The following is a 24,098-nucleotide window of genomic DNA, read 5'->3' as shown; positions in this document are numbered from 1 at the left end:
TGCATGCCCGACGGACCGACCAACCGCATGACCTTGCCAACGGCTCAGGATAACGCGCTTCAGGTGGTGAACCTGCAGAAACGCTATGGCAAGCGCGTCATCATCCGCGATGTGTCCCTCAGCCTGCATCCGGGCGAGGTGGTGGCGCTGCTGGGGCCGAACGGCTGCGGCAAGACGACCTGTTTCTACTGCATCGCCGGCATTGTGCGTCATGAGGGCGGGCTCGTGCGCATTGACGGGCAGGACGCAACAGGACTGCCGCTTTACCGGCGCGCTCGGCTGGGTCTGGGCTATCTGCCGCAGGAAATGTCGATCTTTCGCGGGCTGAGCGTGGCGCAGAATATCATGGCCGTGCTGGAACTGGTCGAGCGCGACCGGAGCAAGCGCCAGACCCGGCTGCGCGATCTGCTGCAGGAATTTTCCATCGAGCATCTGAGCGACTCACCGGCGCTGGCACTGTCCGGGGGCGAGCGGCGGCGCGTCGAGATCGCCCGCGCGCTGGCCGCGAATCCGCGCTATGTGCTGCTGGATGAGCCTTTCGCAGGTGTCGACCCGATCGCTGTGGGCGAAATCCGCATGCTTGTCGCGGATCTGAAGACCCGCGGGCTTGGCGTGCTGATCACCGACCATAACGTGCGCGAAACCCTGTCGATTGTGGACCGCGCCTATATCCTGCATGATGGTGGTGTGCTCAAGGAAGGCGCCCCCTCCGAGGTGGTCGCCGATATGGATGTGCGCCGCGTCTATCTGGGCGCGGATTTCCGGCTGGACTGATCCCGCCGACACGGCCCTGTTCAGCGCAGAAAGCATTGACAGAGTGCCGCAATCCGTTGCCAAATGGGGTCAAGACGTCACGCCTGACCGCCCTTGCCCGCCACATGAATACCGGCAGGCAATTAACGGAAAAACAGGGAAAAGTCGCGATACTACAGAGGCGGCAGGCCCGGAATCGTGTCTGCCAATCACAGCAAGGAGACGCGCATGCGCTACCAGATCAGCGGCCGACAAATCGACATTGGCGAAGCACTGCAGACCCATGTCAAAGCCGAATTCGGAGAGTTGGTGGAGAAATATCAGCAACGCCCGACAGAAGCCGTAGTGATCTTTTCGCGCGATGCGCATAATAATGTCTGCGAAGCGACGCTGCATCTGTCCACCGGTCTGACCGCTGCCGCCCGCGCGCAGGCCGGAGAGATCTACGCAGCCTTTGAATCCTGCCGCGAGAAACTCGACAAGCAGTTGCGCCGCTACAAGCGCCGCCTGAAAGACCATCACCGCGAACGTTCAAACCCGGTTGAGTTTGCGGACGCATCCTCTTATATCCTCGCGTCAGATGACACCGAGTCCGCAGACGAGCCGGACTCGTTGCAGCCGATGATCATTGCCGAGATGGAAACCCGTATTCCATCTATTTCCGCAGGAGAAGCCGTGATGCAGATGGAACTCGCCCATGCCCCGGTTCTGGTGTTCCGCAACGAACGCCACGGAGGTCTGAACGTGGTCTATCGCCGCGACGATGGCAATATCGGCTGGATCGACCCGCAATAATCCAAGCCATCCGCGCCCATCTGAACGCCCAGCGCGTGCAGATGGGCGTTTGCCAGCCAGAGTTCCGGGAGACAGCCTTTATGGACATGACGACGCTTCTGAATCCGAAAGCCGTGCGTTTCATCGCCTCGGCCACCAGCAAGAAGCGTCTGTTCCAGACCATCGGCGAAGCCGCCCGAACCGTCTATGGGCTGGAAACCGAAAGCGTGATCGGCGCGCTGCAGGAACGCGAGAGTCTGGGGCCGACAGGCGTGGGCCATGGTGTCGCGGTCCCGCATGCGCGGCTCGATGAGATTGATCGCGTGCTGGGCGTGTTCTTCCGGCTGGACAAGCCGTTGGATTATGGCTCGGTCGACAAGGCCCCTGTCGATCTGGTCTTCGCGCTTTTCGCGCCGCGCGATGCCGGGGTCGAGCATCTGAAGGCGCTGGCCTTCATTTCGCGCACTCTGCGCAATCCGCGTATCTGCGAAAAGCTGCGCGCAAATGATGATCCGACGAAGCTTTATGCGATCCTGTCCAGCGGCGAAGTGACCAAGGCCGCCTGAACGCACGGCGCGCAGTCACGCTGCCGACCAGTCCCCGAAACCGAGCTGGTGGTAATCCCTGCCATAGGCCGCGCGCCCTGCCGCCTCGACCTGCGCATCATAGATATCGCCCAGCGCGACCGGATGGTCCTGCGCTCTGGCGTGAAACGGCGGCAGGTCGCGCCCCAGATAGCGCCCCAGACGCGGCAGATCCTCGGCCAGATGCTCGATGCGAAGCAGGTGATGCAAGGGACACTGGCTGGTAATGCCTTCGATCAGACGGGCTTGACTGGCCCAGACCGGACGTGTCGGCAGGGCCGTCTGGCCGTTGAGATTGGCCTGCACGAATTGCAGGAAGCCCAGAAAAGCGCTGCGATGAGACTCGCGATCCATGGCGCGCAGACCTTCGGTATCGCCCGGCAGGGCAATACCATGCACGCGCTCGATGAAGCCGCGCACATGCTCGCGCCTGCCAAGCACCACTTGCCCCACAAAGATCTCATGCGCGCGCGCAAGCGGGTGGCGCAGAACCGTGAAACTCAGACGCTGCGGGTTGCTGCGCTGCCAGTCGCGCCAGCTCTGGGCGCTGAAATCCGACAGCAGATCGCGCGGCCCTGCCCCGTCGATACGCGCCATCCAACTCAGCACCGCGCGTTCGGAGCAGCCCGGCAGCGGCGCATAGACCAGCGGCAGGCTGCGGCAGGCATGATAGGCCCAGATAAGCGCAGGCTGGCGCGGCTCGAAACTGGGACTGCGCGACAGGTGGAACCGGTCCAGCCGCGCCAGCCCCAGCGGGATGGCTTCGGGATTGACCAGCTTCTCTTCCAGCGGTTCCGGATTCTGGCGCTTCAGCTTCTTCGGCAAGGCCTCGATCCGCTCGGTGAGTCCCAGCCATTGCGCGAGCCCATTGAGTACATCGAGCGACTGGATATCCTCGTAATCGACATAGAAGGCCGTCTGCCCGCTGGTCTGCAGGGCGGATTGCACCTTCAACTGAAACTCCTGCAGCTCACGGACATGGGTTTCGAACTCGATCGGATCGAACACGACCTTTTCGACCTTGCGGTTCTTCACATCGCCCAGCCGCCATTGCTGCGTCGCCCGCGCGATCTGGAGCGAGACATAGCTGTCCAGCGGATTGCGCGTCAGCACGATCTTGGCGCAGGCGGGATCGTTCAGAATCGGGTCAATCACGCGCTGGTCGTGGTCATGGAAATACCGGAAGCCCGCCAGCCCCGGCTGCGTGCCAAAAGCCGCAAGCAGCGCCAGCGGATCGGCGTCGCGTGCCGCGCGGTCAAACCCATAGAGGGTTTCCGTCCTGGGATAGCCCAGGAAGACCGGGTTGAACGCCTCGCCCATGCAGGACAGGCCCGGAAATTCGTTCAGGCAGGCTTCGAGCAGGTTCGAGCCCGTGCGCATCTCGGCCAGAACGACGAAATAGCGGAAACGGGGGGGCTGGGACATCTGGGAATCCTGTAAAATCAGAACTGACACTCTTTGAGAACCTGCGCGGGCAGGCCCTGATTGCGCAGCCTTGCAAGGAAGGGTTCAAAACCATCGGCGGCGCGCAAGGGCGGCACACCATGCGCCGCCAGCGCCGCCTCGCCCGCAATCTCGCGGACGATCTCTGACAGGCGCGCGCTCGGATCTTGCATGAATTCCGCCAGCGACCAGATCCGCACCCGTGCCAGCGTATGGCGCGAGTTCAGGTTTTCAACCCAGTCCTGTTCCTGACGGTGCAACAGCCCGGCGCGGGCGATCTTCTCGGCATCAGACCCCGGCGCATCCTGCAAACCCAGAAGCCAGGCCCCGCGAATGACAGAGATCTGCGCATTGGTGTCGGTCGCCATGAACCAGCTTAGCGTGCCGTCCATCACATCCCCCGGCCCATGCAGGAAACACTGCCGTTCCGGCCGCGTAGCCCAGAGCAGATTGGTCAGGAACATGCGCGGGTTATAGTCGCGAATCGCGGCGGAATTGCTGATCGCGCCATGCCAGACCCGCGCGCCACCGTGGAAATGGACAGCATCGGGCGCGAAAAGATGGCCATGCACCCGCGCGCCCGTCACCTGCCCCAGCCAGTAGTCGAAATTCTGAAACACATGCTCGAAGCCGGTAAACACGGAATAGGGTGCTGCAGATTTCGTCGTGGCGCTGTCCGCATGGGGAAAGCGGCTTTGCATATAGAGCCCGGCCCGCCCCTCGACGCGCTGTTTTTCGGCCAGTTCGAAATAGCGGTCGATCTTGGCAGGTTCGGGCGTCACCGGGTCAAGCCCCTTGGCCTGATCACTCAGGAAGAAACTGTAAAGCCGCTCGGCCTCTGGCCAGATCTTGCGGGCGAGGAAACAGTCCGACCGGCGCAGCAGTTGCAGATGGTCGTCATAGAACAGGTTGGGCCGCCCGTGCCGGTCGAATTTGACCAACGTCAGCGAGCGGCTCTCGATCTCGCGCGCATGCAGCCGTGCAAGCGTCTGGAAATAGGATTCGTCCGGGATCCAGTTCTGCCGGAAATAACGCTCATAGCGGGTGCGGTTCGGATCGGTCAGGATCGCGTCCAGCGTTGCCCGCGTCAGGCACCACCATTGTGAGCCCATATGCGGGCGCAGGGGCGCAGGAATCCGGCGGCGCAGCTCCAGCTTGCGCTGCAGATCGACGCAGCGGTCAAACAGCCAGCGCTGCCTGCGCCAGTTGAACGGAAAATAGAGCGTGAACCGTTCTTCCGACAGCCCGCCGGTGATCCAGTCGGCATGGGTGATCGAGACGGATTCGATGAAATCGGTCTCGGGGTGCGCATCGAGATGCGCCAGCAAGGCGGCGGCAGGGCGCAATGGCAGACAAGAGCCAGAACTGAGCAGCACATGCCCGACCGACGGAAAATCCTTCAAAAGCAGCGCGCTGGCCTCTTGCGAGGCCAGAACCAGCCGCCATGAGCCCCAGTCGCAGCGATGCCGCGGGCTGAAGCGCAAGAGCGGATGCGCGCCCAGATCGCTCTTGAGCGCCTGCAGATCGGCCTCTGACACAGAGCGGTCGACATGCAGCACGACCGGGCAATCCGCCTGCAGCCAGAAACGCGCCAGCTGTGCGGCCCGGCGCAGCGCCGTGTGGCACAGGATCACGACACCCAAGCGAGCGGTCTGCGCGCTCATGCCCAGTCTCCTTTCGACATCAGGCCAAGGATCTCCAACTGCCGCCAGTTGATATACTCGGTCGACCATTCACACCACAGATCCTGATTGCGCGCGAGCGTATCCTCATAAGCGCGGTATTCGCGGCTGCGCGCGTAATGCTGGCCGCGCTGCAATTCTTCCTGCGCCTTGGCGACAATGGTGTCGAGGAATTTTGCGTGCAAAAGCACGCCAGACGCCAGTTCCCCCCCGCCCTGATCATAGACCCGGTTCAACCCACGCGGCAGGATCATATGGGTGGAACTCTTGAAAGCGTATTTGCGGGTCCAGAGCACCAGCGGGATTTTGTTGAGCGCGGGCGCCTTGCCGGGGTCATGGGCCATGACGACGCGCTGGCGCACACCACCCTGAATCCAGAGATTGTGATACTCGGGATTCCGCCGGATGGTGTAATTTCCCGCATCGAACCAGCGCGCGATCTCGAACGGGTTCTGACCAGAGACATAGGGCTGCGCGGTCACAGGCCCTTTGGGATACATGTCCAGCAGCATGGCGCCGAAAGACCGCCGACCCTGACTTTCCAGCCAATCGGTCAGCGCCTGCAAGGGGCGTGTGTCGCAGAAGGGATAGACGAAGAACTCATCCACATCGACCACCAGCACCCAATGCCCGGCCCCATAGAGCCAGAGCAGATGGTTCAGCCAGTCCACCCCATAGCCCGCCGCCTTGTAACTGGCCGAGGTCGTCCAGAGCGAGACATCGCGCTGCTGCGCCAGATATTCCGCCGAACCATCGGTCGAGCCATTATCGACGATCAGGAACTGGCGCACGCCCTGCGCGCGGTAATAGTCGAGGAAATAGGGCAGCCGCACCAACTCGTTGCGCAGGGTGGTGAAAACCAGCGCATCGCGGGGCCGAATCAGATCGGTGCGGTTCTGGATCGTGCGCAGCGACGCGCTTTTGCGCAGGCATCGCAGCAGCTTTGCCTGTCGCTCTGCGCGTAAACGTAGCTGGCGTAACACACCCATAAAACTACCTGCCCATGGCGCGCTTCCCAGACCGGGGCGCACCCTTCTTGCCCGCGGCAATCCTGCCGACGGAACATTTGGGATCAGCTTTGCCCAAGGCTGTGCAGGATTGCAACAATCTTCGCTGGATCAGGTTATTGTCGCGTTATCAGAACAGCTTGGCGTTGCCTTTCGGACTCAGGCACCAGCAATTTCAGACCCAGCCCCCGCGCGAGATCAGCCCGAGCGCTTCAAGCTGCTGCCAGCCTTCAAACCGGGTCGATGTCTCGCACCACAGATCGGGCGCGCGCGCGACGTGATCGTAATAGGCATCAAACACCTGCGCATTGCCGAAATGCTCGCCACGCGCTTTCTCGATGCGGGCTTTCTCGACCACAGTCGCCAGGAATTTCGTGTGCAACAGCGCGCCGGAGATCTGCTCGCCGCCATCCGTAGCAAAGACACGGTTCAGCGCGCGCGGCAGGATCGAATGGGTCGAATTGACCCAAGTGTTGTGAAAGGACCATTTGATCAGCGGCAATTTCGTCAGCGTCGGCGCGCGGTTGGGACTAGAGGCGAAGAAATGCCGCGCGCGTGGCCCGCCCTGTATCAGCAGGCAATCCAGAAGCGGTTTATGCGTGATCGTGTAATTGCCCGCATCGAACCAGTTCAGCACTTTGGTCGGGTCGGTGCCGGGCTGGCAGGGGGCGGCATCGAGCGGGCCTTTGGGGTAAAGCTCCAGCATCATCGCGGGCAGGACGGGCTGGTGCTGCTGGTCCAGCCAGTCGGTCAGGGCCGGAAGCGGCCGGGTTTCCCAATGCGGATAGACCAGCAACTCATCCGCATCGGCCACCACGCACCAGGCCCCATGCGCATGGCGCAGCATCAGGAAATTGATCCAGTCCATGCCGAAACGTGACGCGCGGTAACTGGCCTTGGTGCCGTAAACGGTGGTATCGGGCTCGGCCATCAGCCGCGCGCGCGTGCCATCGGTGCTGTCATTGTCGATGAAGATAAAATGCTGCACGCCAAGGCGGCGGTAATGCTGCAGGAACCAGTCGACGCGCTCGATCTCGTTGCGGATGGTGCAGAAGAGCAGGATATCCGCCCTGCCCCTTCGCCCGGCTTTGAGCAGATGCAGCTCGCGCGCTTTCGCAATCGCGCGCGCACGCAGCCGCCGCCGTTTCCACTGCATGCGGAAGTCGAACCATCGCTCTTGCCCTGCGGGCAGCGGAGAGAACATGCGCACCCCGTTCTGGCCTGTCGCGTGCCCCGAGCAAACCGCAGACGCGGGAAAACCACAAGGGCGCATGCGAAAAGGGGCGCCCCTCTACGCGCGCCCCGGTTTCTTTTCTGGTGGTGCTTATTCGGCCGCTTGCCGCTGCGCCATCATGTCGAACAGGAAACGCTCCAGTTCCGGGCCAAGCTCTGCACGGGCCAGACCAAAGGCAACCGTGGCCTGCAGAAAACCCGCTTTCGACCCGCAATCATAGCGCTGCCCCTCGAACCGGTAGCCATAGACGTTGCGTTTTTCGGCAATCTCGCGGGCAATCGCATCGGTCAACTGGATTTCACCACCTACACCGGGTTTGACCTCGCCCAGATGGCGCATCACATCCGGCGACAGGATATAGCGGCCAATCGCGGCCAGATTCGAGGGCTGCGTGCCCGGCGCGGGCTTTTCGACCATGCCCTGCATCGGCAATACACGCCCGATCGAGGGGGGCACATCCATGATCCCGTAGCTGGAGGCCATGCTCGGCGCGACTTCCATCGCCGCGATCATGTTACCACCGGTTTCGGCATAGGCGTCGACCATCTGCGCAAGGCAGGGCTTGTCGGCGGCGATCACATCATCCGGCAGCAGAACGGCGAAAGGCTCGTTACCGATCAGATGGCGGGCACACCAGACGGCATGGCCCAGACCCAATGCCTGATTCTGGCGCACATAGGCAATCGCGCCGCTGTCCATATTGGTCGCCTGCACCAGATCCAGCAGGTCGGTCTTTCCCTTGGCCTTCAGCGTGGCTTCCAGATCGGGGGCGCGGTCGAAATAGTCTTCCAGCGCGCCCTTGCCGCGCGAGGTCACGAAAATGAACTCGGTGATGCCCGCAGCGCGCGCTTCGTCAATCGCGTATTGAATCAGCGGCCGGTCGACCAGCGTCATGATTTCTTTCGGCACCGACTTGGTAGCAGGCAGAAAACGAGTACCCATTCCTGCGACGGGAAATACGGCCTTGGTAACTTTGCGTTGCATCTTCAACTCCAGTGACTGATTGTCTGTTCATATCGATCACCGGTTAAAAACACCTGAAATGTGGCGGGTTTGGGGTCGCGAACCCCTATGATATCGGCAATTTCAAGGTCTTTTGCAGAATGCAACACGCATAGGTAGAAAAAACCGAGATCGCGCTCAGTTCAGCGCGATTTCGGGATGGCGGGCAATGAAGAACGGGTTTTCATAGCCGGGCTTGCCATAGCGCAAGGGCGCATGCGTGTCGAAATCCAGCACCTCACCGCCTGCGGCCTGCAACACGGCATGACCCGCCGCCGTGTCCCATTCCATGGTCCGGCCCAGACGCGGGTAGAAATCGGCCTCGCCCGCCGCCAGCAGGCAGAATTTGAGCGATGACCCGGCACTGCGCATATCCGCGACCGGGTAGCGCGCGATATAGTCATCCGTCGCCTGATCGCGATGCGATTTCGAGGCCACGACGACCAGCCCCGCCGGATCGGGCGCACGCATGCGCAGCACCTGACAGGTGCCGGGCGTGTCATCGGCGAAAGGCCCGCATTCCTCAACAGCCTGACCCGCGGCATTGGTGTAGAACATGCGCCCCTTGGCCGGGGCATAGACCACGCCCTGCACCGGCACGCCATTCTCGACCAGCGCGATATTGACGGTGAAATCTCCGCGCCGCTGCACGAATTCCTTGGTTCCGTCCAGCGGATCGACGATGAAAAACCGCTCGGCGCGCAGATCATGCGTCTCGGCCTGTTCTTCCGTGACCAGCGCCACATCGGGAAAACCCGCGCGCAGACCGGCGCTGATCAGCCGGTCGGCGGCTTCATCCGCCTCGGTCAGCGGGCTTTCGTCGCCTTTCAGCCGCACATTGAAGTCGGGGCGCTCATAAACCTCTAGGATCGCGCGTCCCGCCTGCAGGGCAAGGCGGCGCAGAACGGTTTCAACCTGGCGAGCGTCAAGCAATGTCATTGCAAATTCCTGTCACGTCATGTCATGGCCGGATCGCGTCACGGCAAGGGCTTCATTGAACCTTCACGCCATTCAGCCTATTCTTCTTCGGCACGGGACTTAGCGCAGGGCCCCGCAGGTCACAAGGTGAAAGGCTGGAGATGCTCACTCCTACCAGAGGCGGATCGGGCCTGTATATGGTCCTGCAGACACTGGAGCTGATCTACCATCAGGCGGTGCGCCATATCCGCAAGACCCATGGCAATGCCATCATTGGGCTGATGCTGAATATCGCCCAGACCATGATGCTGGTGGCGGTGTTCATGCTGATCTTCGTCTTTGCGGGCATGCGCTCTGCCGCCATCCGGGGCGATACGCTGATCTATCTGATGAGCGGCGTGTTCCTGTTCATGGCGCATGTCAAGGTGATCGGAGTGGTCGCAGGGGCCGAAGGGCCGACCTCGCATATGATGAAACACCGGCCGATGAATGCCATCGTGGCCATCGGCGGGGCGGCGCTGGGTGAACTATATATCCAGATCCTGTCGGTTCTGGTGATCCTGTTTCTCTATCACGCGATCTGGACCCCGGTCGAGATTTACAATCCGGTGGCGGCGATGGGCATGCTGCTCGCGGTCTGGTTCGCGGGGCTGGCCATCGGCGTTGTGCTCTATGCGCTAAAGCCCTGGATGCCCGGACTGAGCAAATTGCTGACCACACTGATCACGCGGATGAACATGGTCGCGTCAGGCAAGTTCTTCCTGGCCAATATGCTGCCCGAATCCTATCTGCATTACTTCATGTGGAACCCACTGTTCCACAGCATCGATCAGGCGCGTGGATTTGCCTTCATCAATTACAACCCGATGCATACATCGGCGATGTATCCGGTGTATTTCGGCATGGCCTGTCTGGTGCTCGGCATGCTGGGCGAGTTCTTCACCCGCAAGCGCGCCTCGCTGAGCTGGTCGTCAAAACACTGACCGTTCAGACTGTCGCCAGATCCTGCAGCACGGCCAGCGCCGCCTGACGCGGGTCTGGGGCGGCCCAGATCGGGCGACCGACGACGATGTGATCGGCGCCCGCGCGCAGCGCATCAGCAGGCGTCGCGATGCGTTTCTGATCGCCTGCCGCAGCCCCGGCCGGACGCACGCCCGGCGTGACGATCAGCTTGCCCGCCGCCTCGGGCAGCGCACGGATGGCGGCGGCTTCCTGCGGGCTGGCGATCACCCCGTCCGCCCCTGCCGCAAGCGCGCGCGCCGCGCGTTCCAGCGTGACCTCGGCCAGATCACCGGGACGGATCATCGCCTCGTCCAGATCCCCCCGGTCAAGCGAGGTCAGGACCGTCACCGCCAGAATTTTCAGGCCCGAGGCCCCGGCCCCCTCGCGCGCGGCCCGCACCACATGCGGATCGCCCTGCACGGTCAGAAAATCCAGATCATATTGCGCAATCCCGCGCACCGCAGCTTCGACGGTCGCACTGATGTCAAAGAATTTCATGTCCAGAAAGATACGCTTGCCATGTTCCTGTTTCAGTTCATTGGCCAGCGCCAGCCCGCCCCCGGTCAGCATGCCAAGGCCGATCTTGTAGAAGGATACAGCGTCGCCCAGCTTCGCGGCAAGTTCCAGCCCTGCCAGCGCATTGGGCACATCCAGCGCAACAATCAGGCGGTCATCGGCTTTGGTCATGGCAGGCGCTCCTTATTGGCAAACGGCCTGCCTTTATGCCCGTCGCGCAGAGGGCGCAAGCCCTCAGTTGAAGAACTCGCGGAACAGATTGCTGACCATCATGGTCAGGAAATCCTGATCGACATAGCCCGTGGGCACCAGATCGAAGCGCGTCTGGGCCTGCCGGATGGCGATGCGGGTCTGATCGTCAAACACGCCGTCAATCGGGCCGGGATCAAGCCCCAGCCGTTCCAGCCTGCGTTCGATCAGCAGCCTTGTGGGCTGGGGCAGGCCCAGCGCGGCCTCTGCGGCACGCGCCCGCGCAACTGCCGGAGTTTCGGGCGCAGGCGCAGGATCGGGATCAGCTTCGGCGACCGGGGGCTCCGGCGCGGGGCGGCGCTGGTCGATCCGGGCGCGGGCATTCTCGACAAACTCGCCCTCTGGCCAATCCTGCAGGTAGGACTCATAGCCTGCCACAGTGTCGAGCGCGCGTGCACGCCGCCATGCGGCCAGATCCCGGTTGCGCTGCTCGGTCTGCTGGGCGCGCGCGATATCGTCGAGCCGCTCGCGTGCCAGCCCGGCAAATATCCCCTGCGGGTAGCGCTCCAGATAGCTGCGCAGCCCCGGTTCATCCCCCGCAGCCCCGGTCAGCGCCCAGAATTCACGATCCGCGCGTTCCTCGACCTCGCGGCGGGCGCGCTCTTCGGCCTCGATCTCGGCCGCGCGGTCAGCGGCCTGTGCCCCCAACCTGAAAATCTGGTCGCGGTCGAGATAACCGGTTTCCGCAAGCGTGTTCCGCGCCTGCCAGCCGGAAATCGCCCCGCGCGTGCCCGGACCGAAGATCCCGTCAATGCCGCGCGTGTCGAAGCCCAGCACGGTCAGGTCGCGCTGGATCGCGCGGCGTTCATCACGGGTCAGGAACAGCGCCGCCTCGATCCGGTCGGGCGCGTTGCGGATACGGTCCAGTTCACTGCGCGCGGCCTGCGCATTCTGCCCATTGGGAAAGGCGTCAAGATAGGCCCGGTAGCCCGCTTCGGTGTCGGTCTCCTGCGCCAGCACCCAGGCGCGCGCATCCGCCCGCGCGCCGGGGGTGAACCCGTCGGGCAGGAAAGGCGAGGTCTCGGGCAAGGCCCCCTCGCCCGTCAGCGCGCGGTTGGCGCGGGCGATGCTGGCCAGCGTGGTGCCGGGGCGCAGGCTGGCGCGCAGCCCCTGCACGACCTGCGCCGCTGGCCCGCGCAGCGCGGCGACCCCCTCGGGCAGATCGAGGTTTTCGGGCAATTCCGCCTGCAATCCGGGGCCAAGGTCAGGATCTGCGGCAGCAGGCGCAAGCCAGAGCACAGCGCTTTCGCTGGCAAGTGCCGCGATCTCGGCGACCAGTTCCAGCCGCAGCCCCTGCCCGTCCGCCAGCGCCAGTCCCGCATTGCTGCTGTCGCTGCCCATCAGCCAGACGCCGCTCTCGGAGCTTGCGAAATGCCCCGAAAGCACGATCACCACACGCTCGGATTCCTCGCGCCGGATCTGCTCGAAACTACCGGCAAGCTGGGCGCGCATTTCCTCGGCGCTCAGCCCTTCACCGGCAAGCACCAGAAAGCCCATCTCCTCCAATGCGGAAACGGTCTGCATGATCTGACTGGACTCAGCAGCCTCGGGCAGTGCGTCATAGGCCTGATTGCCAAGGACCAGCGCAACCCCGCCCGCCTGCACCGGCAGTCCAAAACAGGCCATGACCAAGCCCGCAAACACTTTCCGCATTCCCCGTCCCTCCGCCATCCCGCGCGATCGGAGGTCAGTCGTAGCGGCGCAGATCCTCGATCACCAGCCCGTCATTAGGCAGTGACCCCGGCGGCACAAGTTCGACCTGACCTCTGAGTTTCAGAGTAGACAGGACAGTTTCTTCATACAATGCCGGATTCGCCGCGCGCGTCTCGATGCGGACAGTCATCACGTCCTTTTCACCGGACCGGGTGGCAATAACACGCGCACGGTGGATTTCGTCATGCCGCGCCACCAATGCCGCGACCTGTTCAGGGCGCACGAACATGCCCTTGATCTTTGTGGTCTGATCGGCGCGGCCCATCCAGCCCCGGATACGCATATTGGTGCGCCCGCAAGGGCTTACGCCGGGCAGGACCGCGCTCAGGTCCCCCGTGGCAAAGCGGATCAGCGGATAATCCGGGTTCAGGCTGGTCACGACCACCTCGCCGACCTCGCCCTCGGGCACCGGATCTCCGGTGCCTGGGCGGACGATCTCGACGATCACGCCTTCATCAACGACCATGCCCTCCAGCGCATCGGTCTCATAGGCGACATTGCCCAGATCCGCCGTGGCATAGCATTGACGGCAGGTGATCCCGCGCTCGGCATAAAAGGCGCGCAGGCTGGGGAAGAGCGCGCCGCCGCCCATAACCGCCTTGGTGATAGCAAGTGCTACCCCCAGCTCTTCAGCTTTCTCAAGGATGATCTTCAGGAAATCGGGCGTGCCTGCATAGGCCGTGCAGCCGATATCGCGGGCGGCTGTCACCTGCAACTCGGTCTGCCCGGTGCCAGCGGGCAGGACTGTCGCGCCCACAGCGCGCGCGGCATTTTCGAACATCATGCCTGCGGGCACCAGATGATAGGAAAAGCAGTTCTGCACGATATCACCCCGCCCGATGCCCGAGGCATGCAGGAAGCGCCCCAGCCGCCACCAGTCCGGGCTGGCGCGCCCCGGCTCGTAGATCGGTCCTGGGGACTGGAATACATGCTCGAAATCGGCCAGCGCGGTCGCGTTCAGCCCGCCGAAGGGGGGCTGCGCGCCCTGTGCGGTCACAAGCGCGGATTTGCGCAGCACGGGCAGCGCGGCGAGAGCCTCGCGCGAGGTGATCTGATCCGGCGTCACAGCGCCCAGATGCGCGGCCAGCCCCGGCGCATTCAGCGCCGCTGAAATGGCGCGCGGCAGGGCCTGCGCCAGATCAGCCTCGCGCGCGTCCGAACTGCGTGTCTCTAGCGAGTCGAAAGGCGTCATATTGCGGCCCTCTGATCTGCGGGGGGTATGTCCATCGGCCATGTCAGGCCAGCCAGCGTTTGCGGCGGCGGTAAGAGCGCACTTCGCGGAAGCTCTTGCGGCCCTTATCGGACATGCCGAGATAGAATTCCTTCACATCCGGATTCTCGCGCAGACCATCGGCGCTGCCCTCCATCACGATGCGCCCGTTCTCCATGATGAACCCGGTATGCGCATAGCGCAGCGCGACATTGGTATTCTGTTCCGCCAGCAAGAAGGTCACGCCCTGTTCGCTGTTGAGCCGCGACACGATCTCGAAAATCTGCTCGACAAGCTGCGGCGCCAGCCCCATCGAGGGCTCATCGAGCAGGATCATGCGCGGCTTCGACATCAGCGCGCGCCCGATGGCGGTCATCTGCTGCTCGCCGCCCGAAGTGTAGCCGGCCTGAGATTTGCGGCGCTCCTTCAGGCGCGGGAAATATTCATAAACCATGTCCAGATCCGCAGTCACAGCACCGCGCCCGTCCGCGCGGGTATAGGCACCGGTCAGCAGGTTTTCCTCGACGGTCAGATGTTCGAAGCAGTGGCGCCCTTCCATGACCTGTACCACCCCGGCCTTGACCAGATCGGCCGGATCCAGCCCCACCATGTTGCGCCCTTCATAGAGGATCGTGCCCTTGGTGACTTCGCCGCGCTCGGAATGGATCAGGTTCGAGATTGCCTTGAGCGTCGTGGATTTACCCGCCCCGTTTCCGCCCAGAAGCGCCGTGATCCCGCCCTTGGGCACGCTCAGGCTGACGCCTTTCAGCGCCAGAATGACGTGATTGTAGAGCACTTCGATATTGTTCACTTCCAGAAGCGTGGTCTGGCTGGGGCTGGCATCAAGCATGGCTTTGGGCCTTCTCAAGGTCGGGTTTGGGTGGCCCGGCACGCAAGCGCCCCGGACCACCGGTCAGCATCAGTTCAGGCAGGAAGGCTCGATATTGTTCTCTGCCGCAAAGGCCGCACTGTCCTCCATGACCATTTCCATGATCATGTCGCGATCCGACTCGATCCAGTCAGTGATCAGGTTCCACTCACCCGCATTGGCATCCCATTGCTGGATCATGGCCGCGCCAGAGCCGCCGTGGTTCTGGCACGAGACCGAGAAGGCCGGGCCGAAATTCGGCAGTCCCAGTTCGGCCATCAGCTCTTCGGTGATTTCCAGATTGGCCATCCCGTCGCGCATCATCGCAGGCGTGATCGCCGCGACGCCGTGGATTTCCTGCGCTTTCTTCGCCGCCTCAACCGCCAGCATGGCGGCATACATGCCACGCGAGTACAGCACAGTGCCGACTTCCTCGCCGGTCCCGGCATATTTGCCCGGCTCGATGACATAGCGCTGCATATCCTCGTAGATCGGATAATTCGTGCCGGTTCCGTGCATGGCGAGGGCCTTGTATCCATGCGCGCCCTGCCCGACGGGCCGGACATCCTGCTGCGAGCCGGACCACCAGACACCGATGAAATTCTCCATCGGGAAGCGGATATTCGCAGCTTCCTGAATCGCGGTCGGGTTCATCACGCCCCAGCCCCACATCAGCACATAATCAGGGCGTTCGCGCCGGATCTGGAGCCACTGGCTGCCTTGCTCCTGACCGGGGCTGTCGACGCCAATGCTGAGGAACTGGTAGCCGTGACGCTCCGCCAGACGCTCCAGCGTCGGGATCGGTTCACGTCCGTAAGCCGAGTTGTGATACAGAAGCGCGATCTTCTTGCCTTCGAGCGAGCCGTCATTCTCGCCCAGCAGATAGTTGATGATCACGCTCGCCCCGTCCCAATAGGTGCCGGGATAGTTGAAGGTCCAGTTGAAGACCTCGCCATTCACCGCCGAGGTGCGCCCGTAGCCCATCGTATGCATGGGAATGCCGTCTTCCATGGTGCGCGGGATCAGCTGATAGGTGATGCCGGTGGACAGGGGCTGGATCACCAGCGGGTTGTCCCCACGGATCGACTGGTAGCATTCCACGCCGCGCTCGGTGTTATAGGCGGTCTCGCATTCGGTCTGCCGGATCGGCACACCGCCGATGCCGCCGTCACGCTCGTTGATCAGGGTCAGATAGTCGGAATACCCATCCGCAAAGGGGATACCGCCAGCGGCGAAAGGCCCGGTCCGGTAGCTGAGCGAGGGGAAGTGCAGCGTCTCGGCCAGAGTGGGGCCCGCCGCCAGCATGGTTGCCGTGAAAGCGACGGCAAGTTTGGTCATCTTCATTTGGTTTCTCCTCCCAGTGATGACAAGTTCCTGCATGGCCCCTCAATAGGGGAAGGGCCACAGTCTCAGTTTTTCCTTGATGGTGCGCCACAAGGCGGCGATCCCATGCGGCTCGACGATCAGGAAGACGAGGATCAGCGCCCCGATGATCATGATTTCCAGATGCGCTGCCAGATCGGTCGGCCAGCCCAGTGTATTGACCAGCAGCAGTTTCAGCATCACCGGCCCCACGATGAGAAAGGCCGCGCCTGCAAAAGCCCCGAAGATCGAGCCCAACCCCCCGATGATCACCATGAAGAGGACAAGGAAGGATTTGTCGATGCCGAAAGCCTCGCCTGCTTCTGCCGCGCCCAGATAGACGGTGAAGAGCAGCGCGCCGGAAATCCCGATCAGGAAGCTTGACACTGCAAAGGCCGTCAGCTTCGCCATCAGCGGATTCACCCCGATGATTTCCGCCGCGATATCCATATCGCGAATGGCCATCCATTGCCGCCCGAGCGTGCCGCGCGTCAGGTTGCGCGCCAGCCAGGCCGAGGCCACGAGGAAACACAGGCAGATCATGTACATCGACACGGCAGAGGCGCGTGGGCCCGTGACCGGAAAGCCGAACACTTCACGCGTGGGGGCCGAGATCATGCCCGTGGGCGAATAATTGTAGAACCAGGCCTGCCGGGTGAAGAGCCAGATCAGGAAGAACTGCGCGGCCAGCGTCGCCACCGCCAGATAGAAGCCCTTGATCCGCAGACTGGGCAGGCCAAAGAGCACGCCCACGCCTGCGGTGATGACCCCCGCGGCAATGATCACGAAGATGATGTTCAACTCGGGGAAGGCGGTCATCAGCTTGTAGCTGCCATAGGCGCCGACCGCCATGAAGGCGCCGGTCCCGAGGCTGAGCTGCCCGCAATAGCCGATCAGGATATTCAGCCCGAGTGCCGCAATAGTATAGATCAGGAAAGGCACCACGATGGAATTGGCCCAATAGTCATTGATCACCAGCGGGATGCCCAGAAAGGCAATGGCGAGGATCGCGTAATAGCCGAACCGGTCGAACTTGATCGGAAAGGTCTGGCTGTCGGCGACATAGCTTGTCTTGAAATCGCCTGCTTCACGATACAGCATGAATCACACCCTCTCGATGATACGTTCGCCGAACAGCCCTTGCGGTCGGAACAGCAGGAAAACGAGCGCGAGCATATAGGCGAACCAGTTCTCCGTGGCCCCGCCGATGATCGGCTGCATGTAGAAATCGAACAGTTTCTCGCCCACACCGATGATCAGCCCGCCGACAATCGCACCGGGGATCGAGGTGAAGCCGCCAAGGATCAGCACTGGCAGGGCTTTCAGTGCGATCAGCGAGAGCGAGAATTGCACCCCCGATTTCGACCCCCACATGATGCCCGCGACCAGCGCCACAATCCCCGCAATCGACCAGGTGAGCACCCAGATGAAGCGCAGCGAGATGCCCACGGACAGTGCGGCCTGATGGTCATCGGCCACAGCGCGCAGCGCGCGGCCCTGCTTCGTGTATTGCGAGAAGATCGTCAGAGAAGCCACGAGAATTGCAGCAATTCCTGCCGCCCAGAGTTCCAGCCGGTCGATGTAAAATCCATAACCGAACCAGCCAAAGGTCAGATCATCCACAGCGCCCGACATGCCCTTGGGCAGACCGACATCCAGCGCCTTGACCTCGGCCCCCCACATGATGTCGCCGACACCTTCGAGCAGATAGGCCAGACCGATGGTCGCCATGAACAGGATGATCGGTTCCTGATTGACCAGATGTTTCAGGATGAACCGCTCGACCAGTATGGCAAGCCCAATCATCACCAGCACCGTGGCCGGGATGGCCAGCAGCGTGGGCATGTTCCAGCCGAAATGGTGGATACGTGTGCCGAAAATCGCATTGATCAGATGCGCGAAGGGCACCTGCCCCGATTGCAGCCCCACAAGCGTCAGCGCAGCAAAGAGCGCCATCACCCCTTGCGCGAAATTGAAGATGCCGCTGGCCTTGAAGATCAGCACGAAGCCCAATGCCACAAGCGCATACATCACGCCCGCGGTCAGGCCATTCAGCGTGGCCTCCATCGCGAAAAGCAGGTTATCCGGCATGGCGCGCGCCCCCTTTGAATGTCAGATCAGTCATGCGAGACCCCCAGATAAGCGCGGATCACATCTTCATTGCCCCGCACCTCGTCAGGGGTGCCGTCGCCGATCTTCTTGCCGTAATCCATGACCACCACGCGGTCGGACAGGTCCATGACCACGCCCATATCGTGCTCGATCAGCACAGTGGTCGTGCCAAATTCGTCATTCACATCCAGAATGAAGCGGCACATGTCCTCTTTTTCTTCGACATTCATGCCCGCCATCGGCTCGTCCAGCAGCAGGATCGAGGGTTCGGCCGCCAGCGCACGCGCCAGTTCCACGCGTTTTTTCAACCCGTAAGGCAGCCGCGCGACGGGCGTCTTGCGGATATGCTGGATTTCCAGAAAGTCGATGATCTTCTCGACCTGTTCGCGGTTCTCGTCTTCCTCGCGGCTCGCCCGGCCCCACCAAAGCGCCTGTTGCAGCATATTGGCCTTCATGTGATGCATGCGGCCCGTCATGATATTGTCGAGCACCGACATGCCTTCAAACAGCGCGATATTCTGAAAGGTGCGCGCAATCCCTTGCCGCGCGACCTGATAGGGCTTCATCTTCGGACGCTTGTAGCCCTTGTAGATCACCTCGCCCTCTTGCGGGTGATAGAAGCCCGAGATCACGTTCAGCATCGACGATTTGCCCGCGCCATTCGGCCCGATGATCGCGCGGATCTCGCCCCAGCGGATATCGAAGCTGATATCCTTGATCGCGACCACACCGCCGAAACGCAGGGTGATGTTGCGCATCTCCATGGCCACACCGCCGATCTTGCGACCGTCCGCCGTGATGTAGCCCTCGTCTGACTGTGTATCGAGCATGTCCCCTCCCTTCCCGCTCATTCCGCCGCCATCCGGGCAGCGGGTTGGCCGAAGACCCTGGCATCGCGCAATTCCAGCGTCGCTTTCAGCTTGCCCTTGCGCCCGTCCTCATAGGTGACTTCGGTCTCGGTATAGATGCTGTCCTTGCCCGCATAGAGCGCGTCGATCAGATCGGCGAATTTCTCCTCGACGATCCGGCGACGCACCTTGCGGGTGCGGGTCATCTCGCCGTCATCGGCGTCCAGCTCCTTATGCAGCACCAGAAAACGGTGGATCTGGCAGCCCGAGAGCATCTTGTCCTGCGCCACGCTTTGATTGACCTGCTCGACATGCTCTTGGATCGTATCCAGCACGCGCTTGAGGCCCGCCAGTTCCTGATAGCTGGAATAGGCGATATTGTTGCGCTCGGCCCATGAGCCCACCGCCGTCAGGTCGATATTGATGAAGGCCACGCAGCGGTCGCGATCATTGCCAAAGACCACGGCTTCCAGAATATTGGGGAAGAATTTCAGCTTGTTCTCGACATATTTCGGCGCGAATAGGCTGCCATCGGCCATCTTGCCCACATCCTTGGCGCGGTCGATGATGCGCAGATGGCCGGACCCTTCCTCGAAAAATCCGGCATCGCCCGTCGCGACCCAGCCTTCGGCATCTTTGGTGGACGCCGTGCTTTCGGGGTTCTTGTAATAGCTCTCGAAAGTGCCGGGCGAGCGGTAGAACACTTCGCCACTCTCGGCGATGCGCACTTCAACCCCCGGCGAGGGCACGCCCACAGTATCCGAGCGTACCTCGCCATCGGGTTGCTGGGTGATGAACACGCTTGCTTCGGTCTGGCCGTAAAGCTGTTTCAGGTTAATCCCCAGCGAGCGGTAGAAATCGAAAATCTCGGGGCCAATCGCTTCGCCCGCCGTATAGGCCACGCGGATGCGGCGCAGGCCGAGCGTGTCTTTCAACGGGCCATAGACCAGCAGATTGCCAAGCGCATATTTCAGCTTCGCGCCGGGCCCGACAGGCTTGCCGTCCAGCAGCTTTGGACCAACTTCGCGCGCGAAGCTCATGAAATGGTTGAAGATCCTGCGCTTGAGGGGGGATGCGTCCTCCATCCGGATCATGACCGTGGTCAGCATGTTCTCGAACACGCGCGGCGGGGCGAAATAGTAGGTCGGCCCGATTTCGCGCAGGTCGGTCAGCATGGTCTGCGCCGATTCCGGGCAGTTCACGCAAAAGCCGGTCCAATAGGCCTGCCCGATCGCAAAGATGAAGTCCCCCACCCAAGCCATTGGCAGATATGCCAGAATCTCGTCACCGGCGCGCAGATTGTCGAACTCGGAAGAATTCTTCGAGGTCACGATGATATTGCGGTTCGACAGCACCACGCCCTTGGGCTTGCCGGTCGTCCCCGAAGTGTAGAGCATGACGCAGGTATGATCGAGCGTGAGCGCGGCGATGCGCTGGTCCAGGTCCGCCCCCAGCCGGGTTTCTGCCGCGCGCCCCTCGCGCATCACATCCTGCAGCCAGTTCATGTGGCTGTGGTCGTATTTGCGCATACCGCGCTTGTCGAGATAGGCGATTTCCTCAATGCAGGTGACTTTTTCCTGCACTTCCAGCACCTTGTCGACCTGTTCCTGATCGCCGCAGATGACAAACCGGGCGCCGCAATGGTCCAGAACATAGGCCATCTCTTCGGCCACAGCGTCCTGATAGAGCGGCACCGGAATCGCCCCCACCGATTGCGCCGCGACCATGGCCCAGTAGAGCGCGGGCCGGTTGCGTCCGATGATGGCGACGTAATCGCCCTCGCGCATCCCCAGAACCAGAAACCCCAGCGCCATGGCGCGCACCTCGGCCTGCGTCTCGGCCCAGGTCCAGGCCTGCCAGATGCCGAATTCCTTTTCGCGATAGGCCGCCTGCATGCCATAGCGTTTCGCATTGCGCGCAAGCAGCGCCGGTATGGAACACAAGTCTCCCAGCGTCTCCGTGGTGCTCACGGGGCTCCTCCTCTTGGTGTATGGGGCAGATACGCCTCCTCGCGTCCTGCCCGTCTCCCTGCGCCTATCTGCGGGCGCGATTCTTGCCCTAGTTTTACCCAATCCTTACAAATTGTAACGGCGCGTTCTCAGAGCTTTTCCTGCGCCCCGGTCCCCGCTAGCATCTGGGCACAAGGGAGAGAGTAATGGCAGTGCAGGAAGAAACCCGCATCAAGCTGATGGGCGCGGGGCTCAACATGATCCAGCAGGCGCTGTCGATCTTCGACAGCGATTTGCGGCTCTCGGTCAGCAACCGTCGTTATCAGACCATGTTCGACCTGCCCGATGCTCTCGCCCAACCCGGTGCGGCCTTCGAGGACACGATCCGCTATCTGGTGACACGCGGCGAATATGGCGCGGTCGAGGATATCGAGGATGCTGTACGCATCCGCGTCGAGGCCGCGCGCGCTTTCGTGCCGCATTACATGGAACGCGAACGCGCCAATGGCCGCTGGATCAGCGTCGAAGGCGCGCCCCTGCCGCAGGGTGGCTGGGTCACGGTCTATACCGACATCACCGAAGTGAAACTGCAGGAACGGCTGTTGCAGGCCCATTCCGAGGAACTGACCAGCGAGGTTCTGGCCCATGCCGAGCGGCTCGCCCAGACCAACCGGGCGCTGGCCGCCTCCAATGCCGCGCTGGAACAGGCCAAGCGCGAATTGACCGAGATGGAGGCCCGCACCCGCCTGACCACCGAGATGATGCCCGCCCATATCGCGCATCTGGACCGCGAATTGCGCTACACATTCTCGAACCGGCGGCTGTCATCGGTCTTTCCGGGCCTGCCGCAGAATATCGTGGGGCTGAGCGCGCGCGAGGCGCTCGGGGCCGTCTTCGACCAGATCAACCCTTGGCTGGAGCGTGTTCTGGAGGGCGAGAATCTGGTGCAGGAATTCACCCATGAAGAGAGCGGCCGCCGCATCCGGCTGGCGCTGACACCTGACCGGTTGGGGACTGGTCCGATCAACGGCATCTACGTCATGTCGATGGATGTCACCGAGGAAGCACAGGCCCGCGCCGCGCTTGCGCAGACGCGCAAGCGGGAGCTGGCGGCGCAGCTGTCCTCGGGACTGGCGCATGATTTCGGCAATCTGCTGACCATCATTCTGGGGCTGCAGGGCCAGTTGGCCCGCCGCACGGATCTGCCCGAACAGATCCTGCAGGCGGTTCAGTCCACGATTGCCGCAGCCCGGCGCGGCGGCGTGTTACTGGAACGCATCGCCACCATGTCCGGCGCGCGCGAGATGCGCCTGCAGCCGACCGATCTTGCAGCCCTGCTGGGGGATCTGCAGCTCATGGCAGGCCCCGCCCTGCCGCCGGATATCGCTGTGCATGTCAGCATCGACGATCTGCCGTCGCTGATGCTGGATCAGGGCGTGCTGCAGGACAGCCTGCTGAACCTGATCCTGAACGCCCGCGACGCGCTGGCAGGGCGCGGCGGCGAGATTTCTGTCAGCGCCCGCAAGCTGGGGGATACATGGCTGGAACTGACTGTGACCGATACCGGCACCGGGTTCAGCGAGGCCGCGCTCAACCGTGCCATGGACCCGTTTTTCACGACCAAGGGTAGCGCAGGCACCGGGCTGGGGCTGGCGATGGTCTATGACCAGATCACGCTTTCCGGCGGAACCGTCCGGCTGGGCAATCGCGCGCAGGGCGGCGCAGAAGTGACGCTGCGCCTGCCCTATAAGCCTGCCGCCCCCCGCAGCGAAAGCGCGGGCGGTATGGTGCTGCTGGTCGAGGACACCGATGCGATCCGCGAATCCGTCCGCCAGATGCTGCGCGATCTGGGCCATTCGGTGATCGAGGCCGCAAGCCATGACGAGGCGCTTTCGCTTCTCGACCTGCCCGGCCTTGATCTGGTGCTGTCGGATATCAATCTGGGCAATGGCGCCTCGGGGCTTGATCTGTTGCGGGCCTGCCGCGCGCGTGGCATGACACGGCTGCATCTGATGACCGCCCTGCCCGCCACGGATTCGCTGCATGCCGATGCCCGCGCCGAATTCCCGGTCCTGCCGAAGCCCTTTACCCTGAACGATCTGCGCATCGCGCTGGAGACCATGCCATGAGCCAGCCCCATATCGCCATTCTGGACGATGAGCCGGAAATCCGTCAGGTGCTCTCGACCGCGCTGCAGGAGGCGGGGTTTCAGACCTCAAGCTTCGGGCGCGCGACCGAGTTCGAGGCAGCTTTGCGCCGCATGACACCGGATGTCTGTCTGGTCGATCTGGGCCTGCCGGATCGCGACGGGCTGGCGCTGGTGCATCGCCTGGCACTGGAATCGGGGGCGACGATCATCATCATTTCGGGGCGCGCGCAGGTGCAGGACCGGGTAACAGGGCTGGAACTGGGGGCGGATGACTATATCATCAAGCCCTTCGATCCGGCCGAGGTCGTGGCGCGGATCCGCGCGCGCCTGCGCAAACCTGCGCCCCAGCCCGAAGCGCGCACCAGCCGCGCGCGGTTCAACGGCTGGGTGGCGGAATTCGACCGCTACGCGCTGATCCCAGACGAGGGCCCGGAAATCCCCTTCAGCCATGCCGAGGGCGAAGTGCTGCGGCTGTTTCTGGAAAGCCCCAAGCGACTGATCTCGCGCACGCAGATGCTCGATGCGCTGGGGGGTGCTGCGGGCGAGAGTTTTGACCGCGCGATGGATGTACGGATCTCGCGGCTGCGCACCAAACTGGGGGAAGACCCGCGCAATCCACGCCTGATCAAGACCATCTACGGCGCGGGCTATATCTTTCTGGGCGATGTGAGCTGGGGCTGAAACAGTTTACAGTCCTGCAGGCTTGCGCCAATATGGCGCGAT

21 protein-coding genes are annotated in these 24,098 nt (G+C 62.5%); 6 read left to right on the top strand and 15 right to left on the bottom strand.

Going from position 1 to position 24,098, the window contains the following annotated elements; all coding sequences use genetic code 11:
• The first annotated feature begins 3 nt into the window (after positions 1–3).
• The 3 genes from lptB to BG457_RS09805 all read left to right on the top strand — a co-directional run bounded on the left by lptB (position 4) and on the right by BG457_RS09805 (position 2,093).
• A complete protein-coding gene (gene lptB, locus BG457_RS09815) occupies positions 4–774 on the top strand; it encodes an LPS export ABC transporter ATP-binding protein (protein ID WP_245770974.1) in 771 nt (256 codons plus the stop codon).
• Positions 775–981: 207 nt separating this feature from the next.
• Positions 982–1,548, top strand: a complete 567-nt coding sequence (gene hpf / locus BG457_RS09810; RefSeq protein ID WP_071796967.1) for a ribosome hibernation-promoting factor, HPF/YfiA family — start codon at positions 982–984, stop codon at positions 1,546–1,548.
• A gap of 80 nt (positions 1,549–1,628) precedes the next feature.
• Positions 1,629–2,093, top strand: a complete 465-nt coding sequence (locus BG457_RS09805; protein ID WP_071796966.1) for a PTS sugar transporter subunit IIA — start codon at positions 1,629–1,631, stop codon at positions 2,091–2,093.
• 15 nt (positions 2,094–2,108) lie between these two features.
• Here the strand turns inward: BG457_RS09805 and BG457_RS09800 are convergent, their stop codons facing one another.
• The 6 genes from BG457_RS09800 to cysQ form a co-directional block, all read right to left on the bottom strand.
• Complete coding sequence (locus tag BG457_RS09800) at positions 2,109–3,536, bottom strand: hypothetical protein (RefSeq protein WP_071796965.1); 1,428 nt, start codon at positions 3,534–3,536, stop codon at positions 2,109–2,111.
• A 17-nt stretch (positions 3,537–3,553) separates the two neighbouring features.
• On the bottom strand, positions 3,554–5,218 hold the full coding sequence (locus tag BG457_RS09795; RefSeq protein ID WP_071796964.1) for a DUF5927 domain-containing protein: 1,665 nt from the start codon (positions 5,216–5,218) through the stop codon (positions 3,554–3,556).
• Positions 5,215–6,225, bottom strand: a complete 1,011-nt coding sequence (locus tag BG457_RS09790) for a glycosyltransferase family 2 protein (RefSeq protein WP_071796963.1) — start codon at positions 6,223–6,225, stop codon at positions 5,215–5,217. The genes BG457_RS09795 and BG457_RS09790 overlap by 4 nt, the downstream gene beginning before the upstream one ends.
• A gap of 193 nt (positions 6,226–6,418) precedes the next feature.
• Positions 6,419–7,447: a glycosyltransferase family 2 protein gene (locus BG457_RS09785; RefSeq protein ID WP_245770973.1), complete on the bottom strand. Its 1,029-nt coding sequence runs from the start codon at positions 7,445–7,447 to the stop codon at positions 6,419–6,421.
• A gap of 120 nt (positions 7,448–7,567) precedes the next feature.
• Positions 7,568–8,461: a UTP--glucose-1-phosphate uridylyltransferase gene (locus BG457_RS09780; RefSeq protein ID WP_071796962.1), complete on the bottom strand. Its 894-nt coding sequence runs from the start codon at positions 8,459–8,461 to the stop codon at positions 7,568–7,570.
• A 156-nt stretch (positions 8,462–8,617) separates the two neighbouring features.
• Positions 8,618–9,418: a 3'(2'),5'-bisphosphate nucleotidase CysQ gene (gene cysQ, locus BG457_RS09775; protein ID WP_071796961.1), complete on the bottom strand. Its 801-nt coding sequence runs from the start codon at positions 9,416–9,418 to the stop codon at positions 8,618–8,620.
• 176 nt (positions 9,419–9,594) lie between these two features.
• On the opposite strand from cysQ, the gene BG457_RS09770 reads away from it, so the two are divergent.
• A complete protein-coding gene (locus tag BG457_RS09770) occupies positions 9,595–10,380 on the top strand; it encodes an ABC transporter permease (RefSeq protein ID WP_245770972.1) in 786 nt (261 codons plus the stop codon).
• Between the two features lie 4 nt (positions 10,381–10,384).
• Here the strand turns inward: BG457_RS09770 and pyrF are convergent, their stop codons facing one another.
• The 9 genes from pyrF to BG457_RS09725 all read right to left on the bottom strand — a co-directional run bounded on the left by pyrF (position 10,385) and on the right by BG457_RS09725 (position 21,247).
• The gene (gene pyrF / locus BG457_RS09765; protein ID WP_071796959.1) at positions 10,385–11,086 is read right to left on the bottom strand and encodes an orotidine-5'-phosphate decarboxylase; all 702 of its coding nucleotides are present in this window, start codon (positions 11,084–11,086) and stop codon (positions 10,385–10,387) included.
• 63 nt (positions 11,087–11,149) lie between these two features.
• Complete coding sequence (locus BG457_RS09760; protein ID WP_071796958.1) at positions 11,150–12,817, bottom strand: peptidoglycan-binding domain-containing protein; 1,668 nt, start codon at positions 12,815–12,817, stop codon at positions 11,150–11,152.
• 34 nt (positions 12,818–12,851) lie between these two features.
• Positions 12,852–14,069, bottom strand: a complete 1,218-nt coding sequence (locus BG457_RS09755; protein ID WP_071797088.1) for a phenylacetate--CoA ligase family protein — start codon at positions 14,067–14,069, stop codon at positions 12,852–12,854.
• 43 nt (positions 14,070–14,112) lie between these two features.
• The gene (locus BG457_RS09750) at positions 14,113–14,937 is read right to left on the bottom strand and encodes an ABC transporter ATP-binding protein (protein ID WP_071796957.1); all 825 of its coding nucleotides are present in this window, start codon (positions 14,935–14,937) and stop codon (positions 14,113–14,115) included.
• A 69-nt stretch (positions 14,938–15,006) separates the two neighbouring features.
• Entirely contained in the window at positions 15,007–16,299 is a 1,293-nt protein-coding gene (locus BG457_RS09745; RefSeq protein ID WP_084657576.1) for an ABC transporter substrate-binding protein, read from the bottom strand.
• Between the two features lie 42 nt (positions 16,300–16,341).
• Complete coding sequence (locus tag BG457_RS09740) at positions 16,342–17,418, bottom strand: branched-chain amino acid ABC transporter permease (protein WP_071796955.1); 1,077 nt, start codon at positions 17,416–17,418, stop codon at positions 16,342–16,344.
• Positions 17,419–17,421: 3 nt separating this feature from the next.
• The gene (locus BG457_RS09735) at positions 17,422–18,408 is read right to left on the bottom strand and encodes a branched-chain amino acid ABC transporter permease (protein ID WP_071796954.1); all 987 of its coding nucleotides are present in this window, start codon (positions 18,406–18,408) and stop codon (positions 17,422–17,424) included.
• 26 nt (positions 18,409–18,434) lie between these two features.
• Positions 18,435–19,259, bottom strand: a complete 825-nt coding sequence (locus BG457_RS09730; RefSeq protein ID WP_071796953.1) for an ABC transporter ATP-binding protein — start codon at positions 19,257–19,259, stop codon at positions 18,435–18,437.
• A 17-nt stretch (positions 19,260–19,276) separates the two neighbouring features.
• Positions 19,277–21,247, bottom strand: coding sequence for an AMP-binding protein (locus BG457_RS09725; protein WP_281249231.1), 1,971 nt, complete (start codon positions 21,245–21,247; stop codon positions 19,277–19,279).
• A 185-nt stretch (positions 21,248–21,432) separates the two neighbouring features.
• Between BG457_RS09725 and BG457_RS09720 the strand changes: the two genes are divergently transcribed.
• Both BG457_RS09720 and BG457_RS09715 read left to right on the top strand, forming a co-directional pair.
• Positions 21,433–23,355, top strand: coding sequence for a PAS-domain containing protein (locus BG457_RS09720; RefSeq protein WP_071796952.1), 1,923 nt, complete (start codon positions 21,433–21,435; stop codon positions 23,353–23,355).
• Entirely contained in the window at positions 23,352–24,056 is a 705-nt protein-coding gene (locus BG457_RS09715; RefSeq protein WP_071796951.1) for a response regulator transcription factor, read from the top strand. The genes BG457_RS09720 and BG457_RS09715 overlap by 4 nt, the downstream gene beginning before the upstream one ends.
• Positions 24,057–24,098: the final 42 nt, after the last annotated feature.

It is taken from the genome of Natronohydrobacter thiooxidans (assembly GCF_001884735.1).
Lineage (GTDB): Bacteria > Pseudomonadota > Alphaproteobacteria > Rhodobacterales > Rhodobacteraceae > Roseinatronobacter > Roseinatronobacter thiooxidans_A.
Note: the sequence above shows the minus strand (reverse complement) of the source record. Positions and strands in the feature narration are given on the sequence as shown.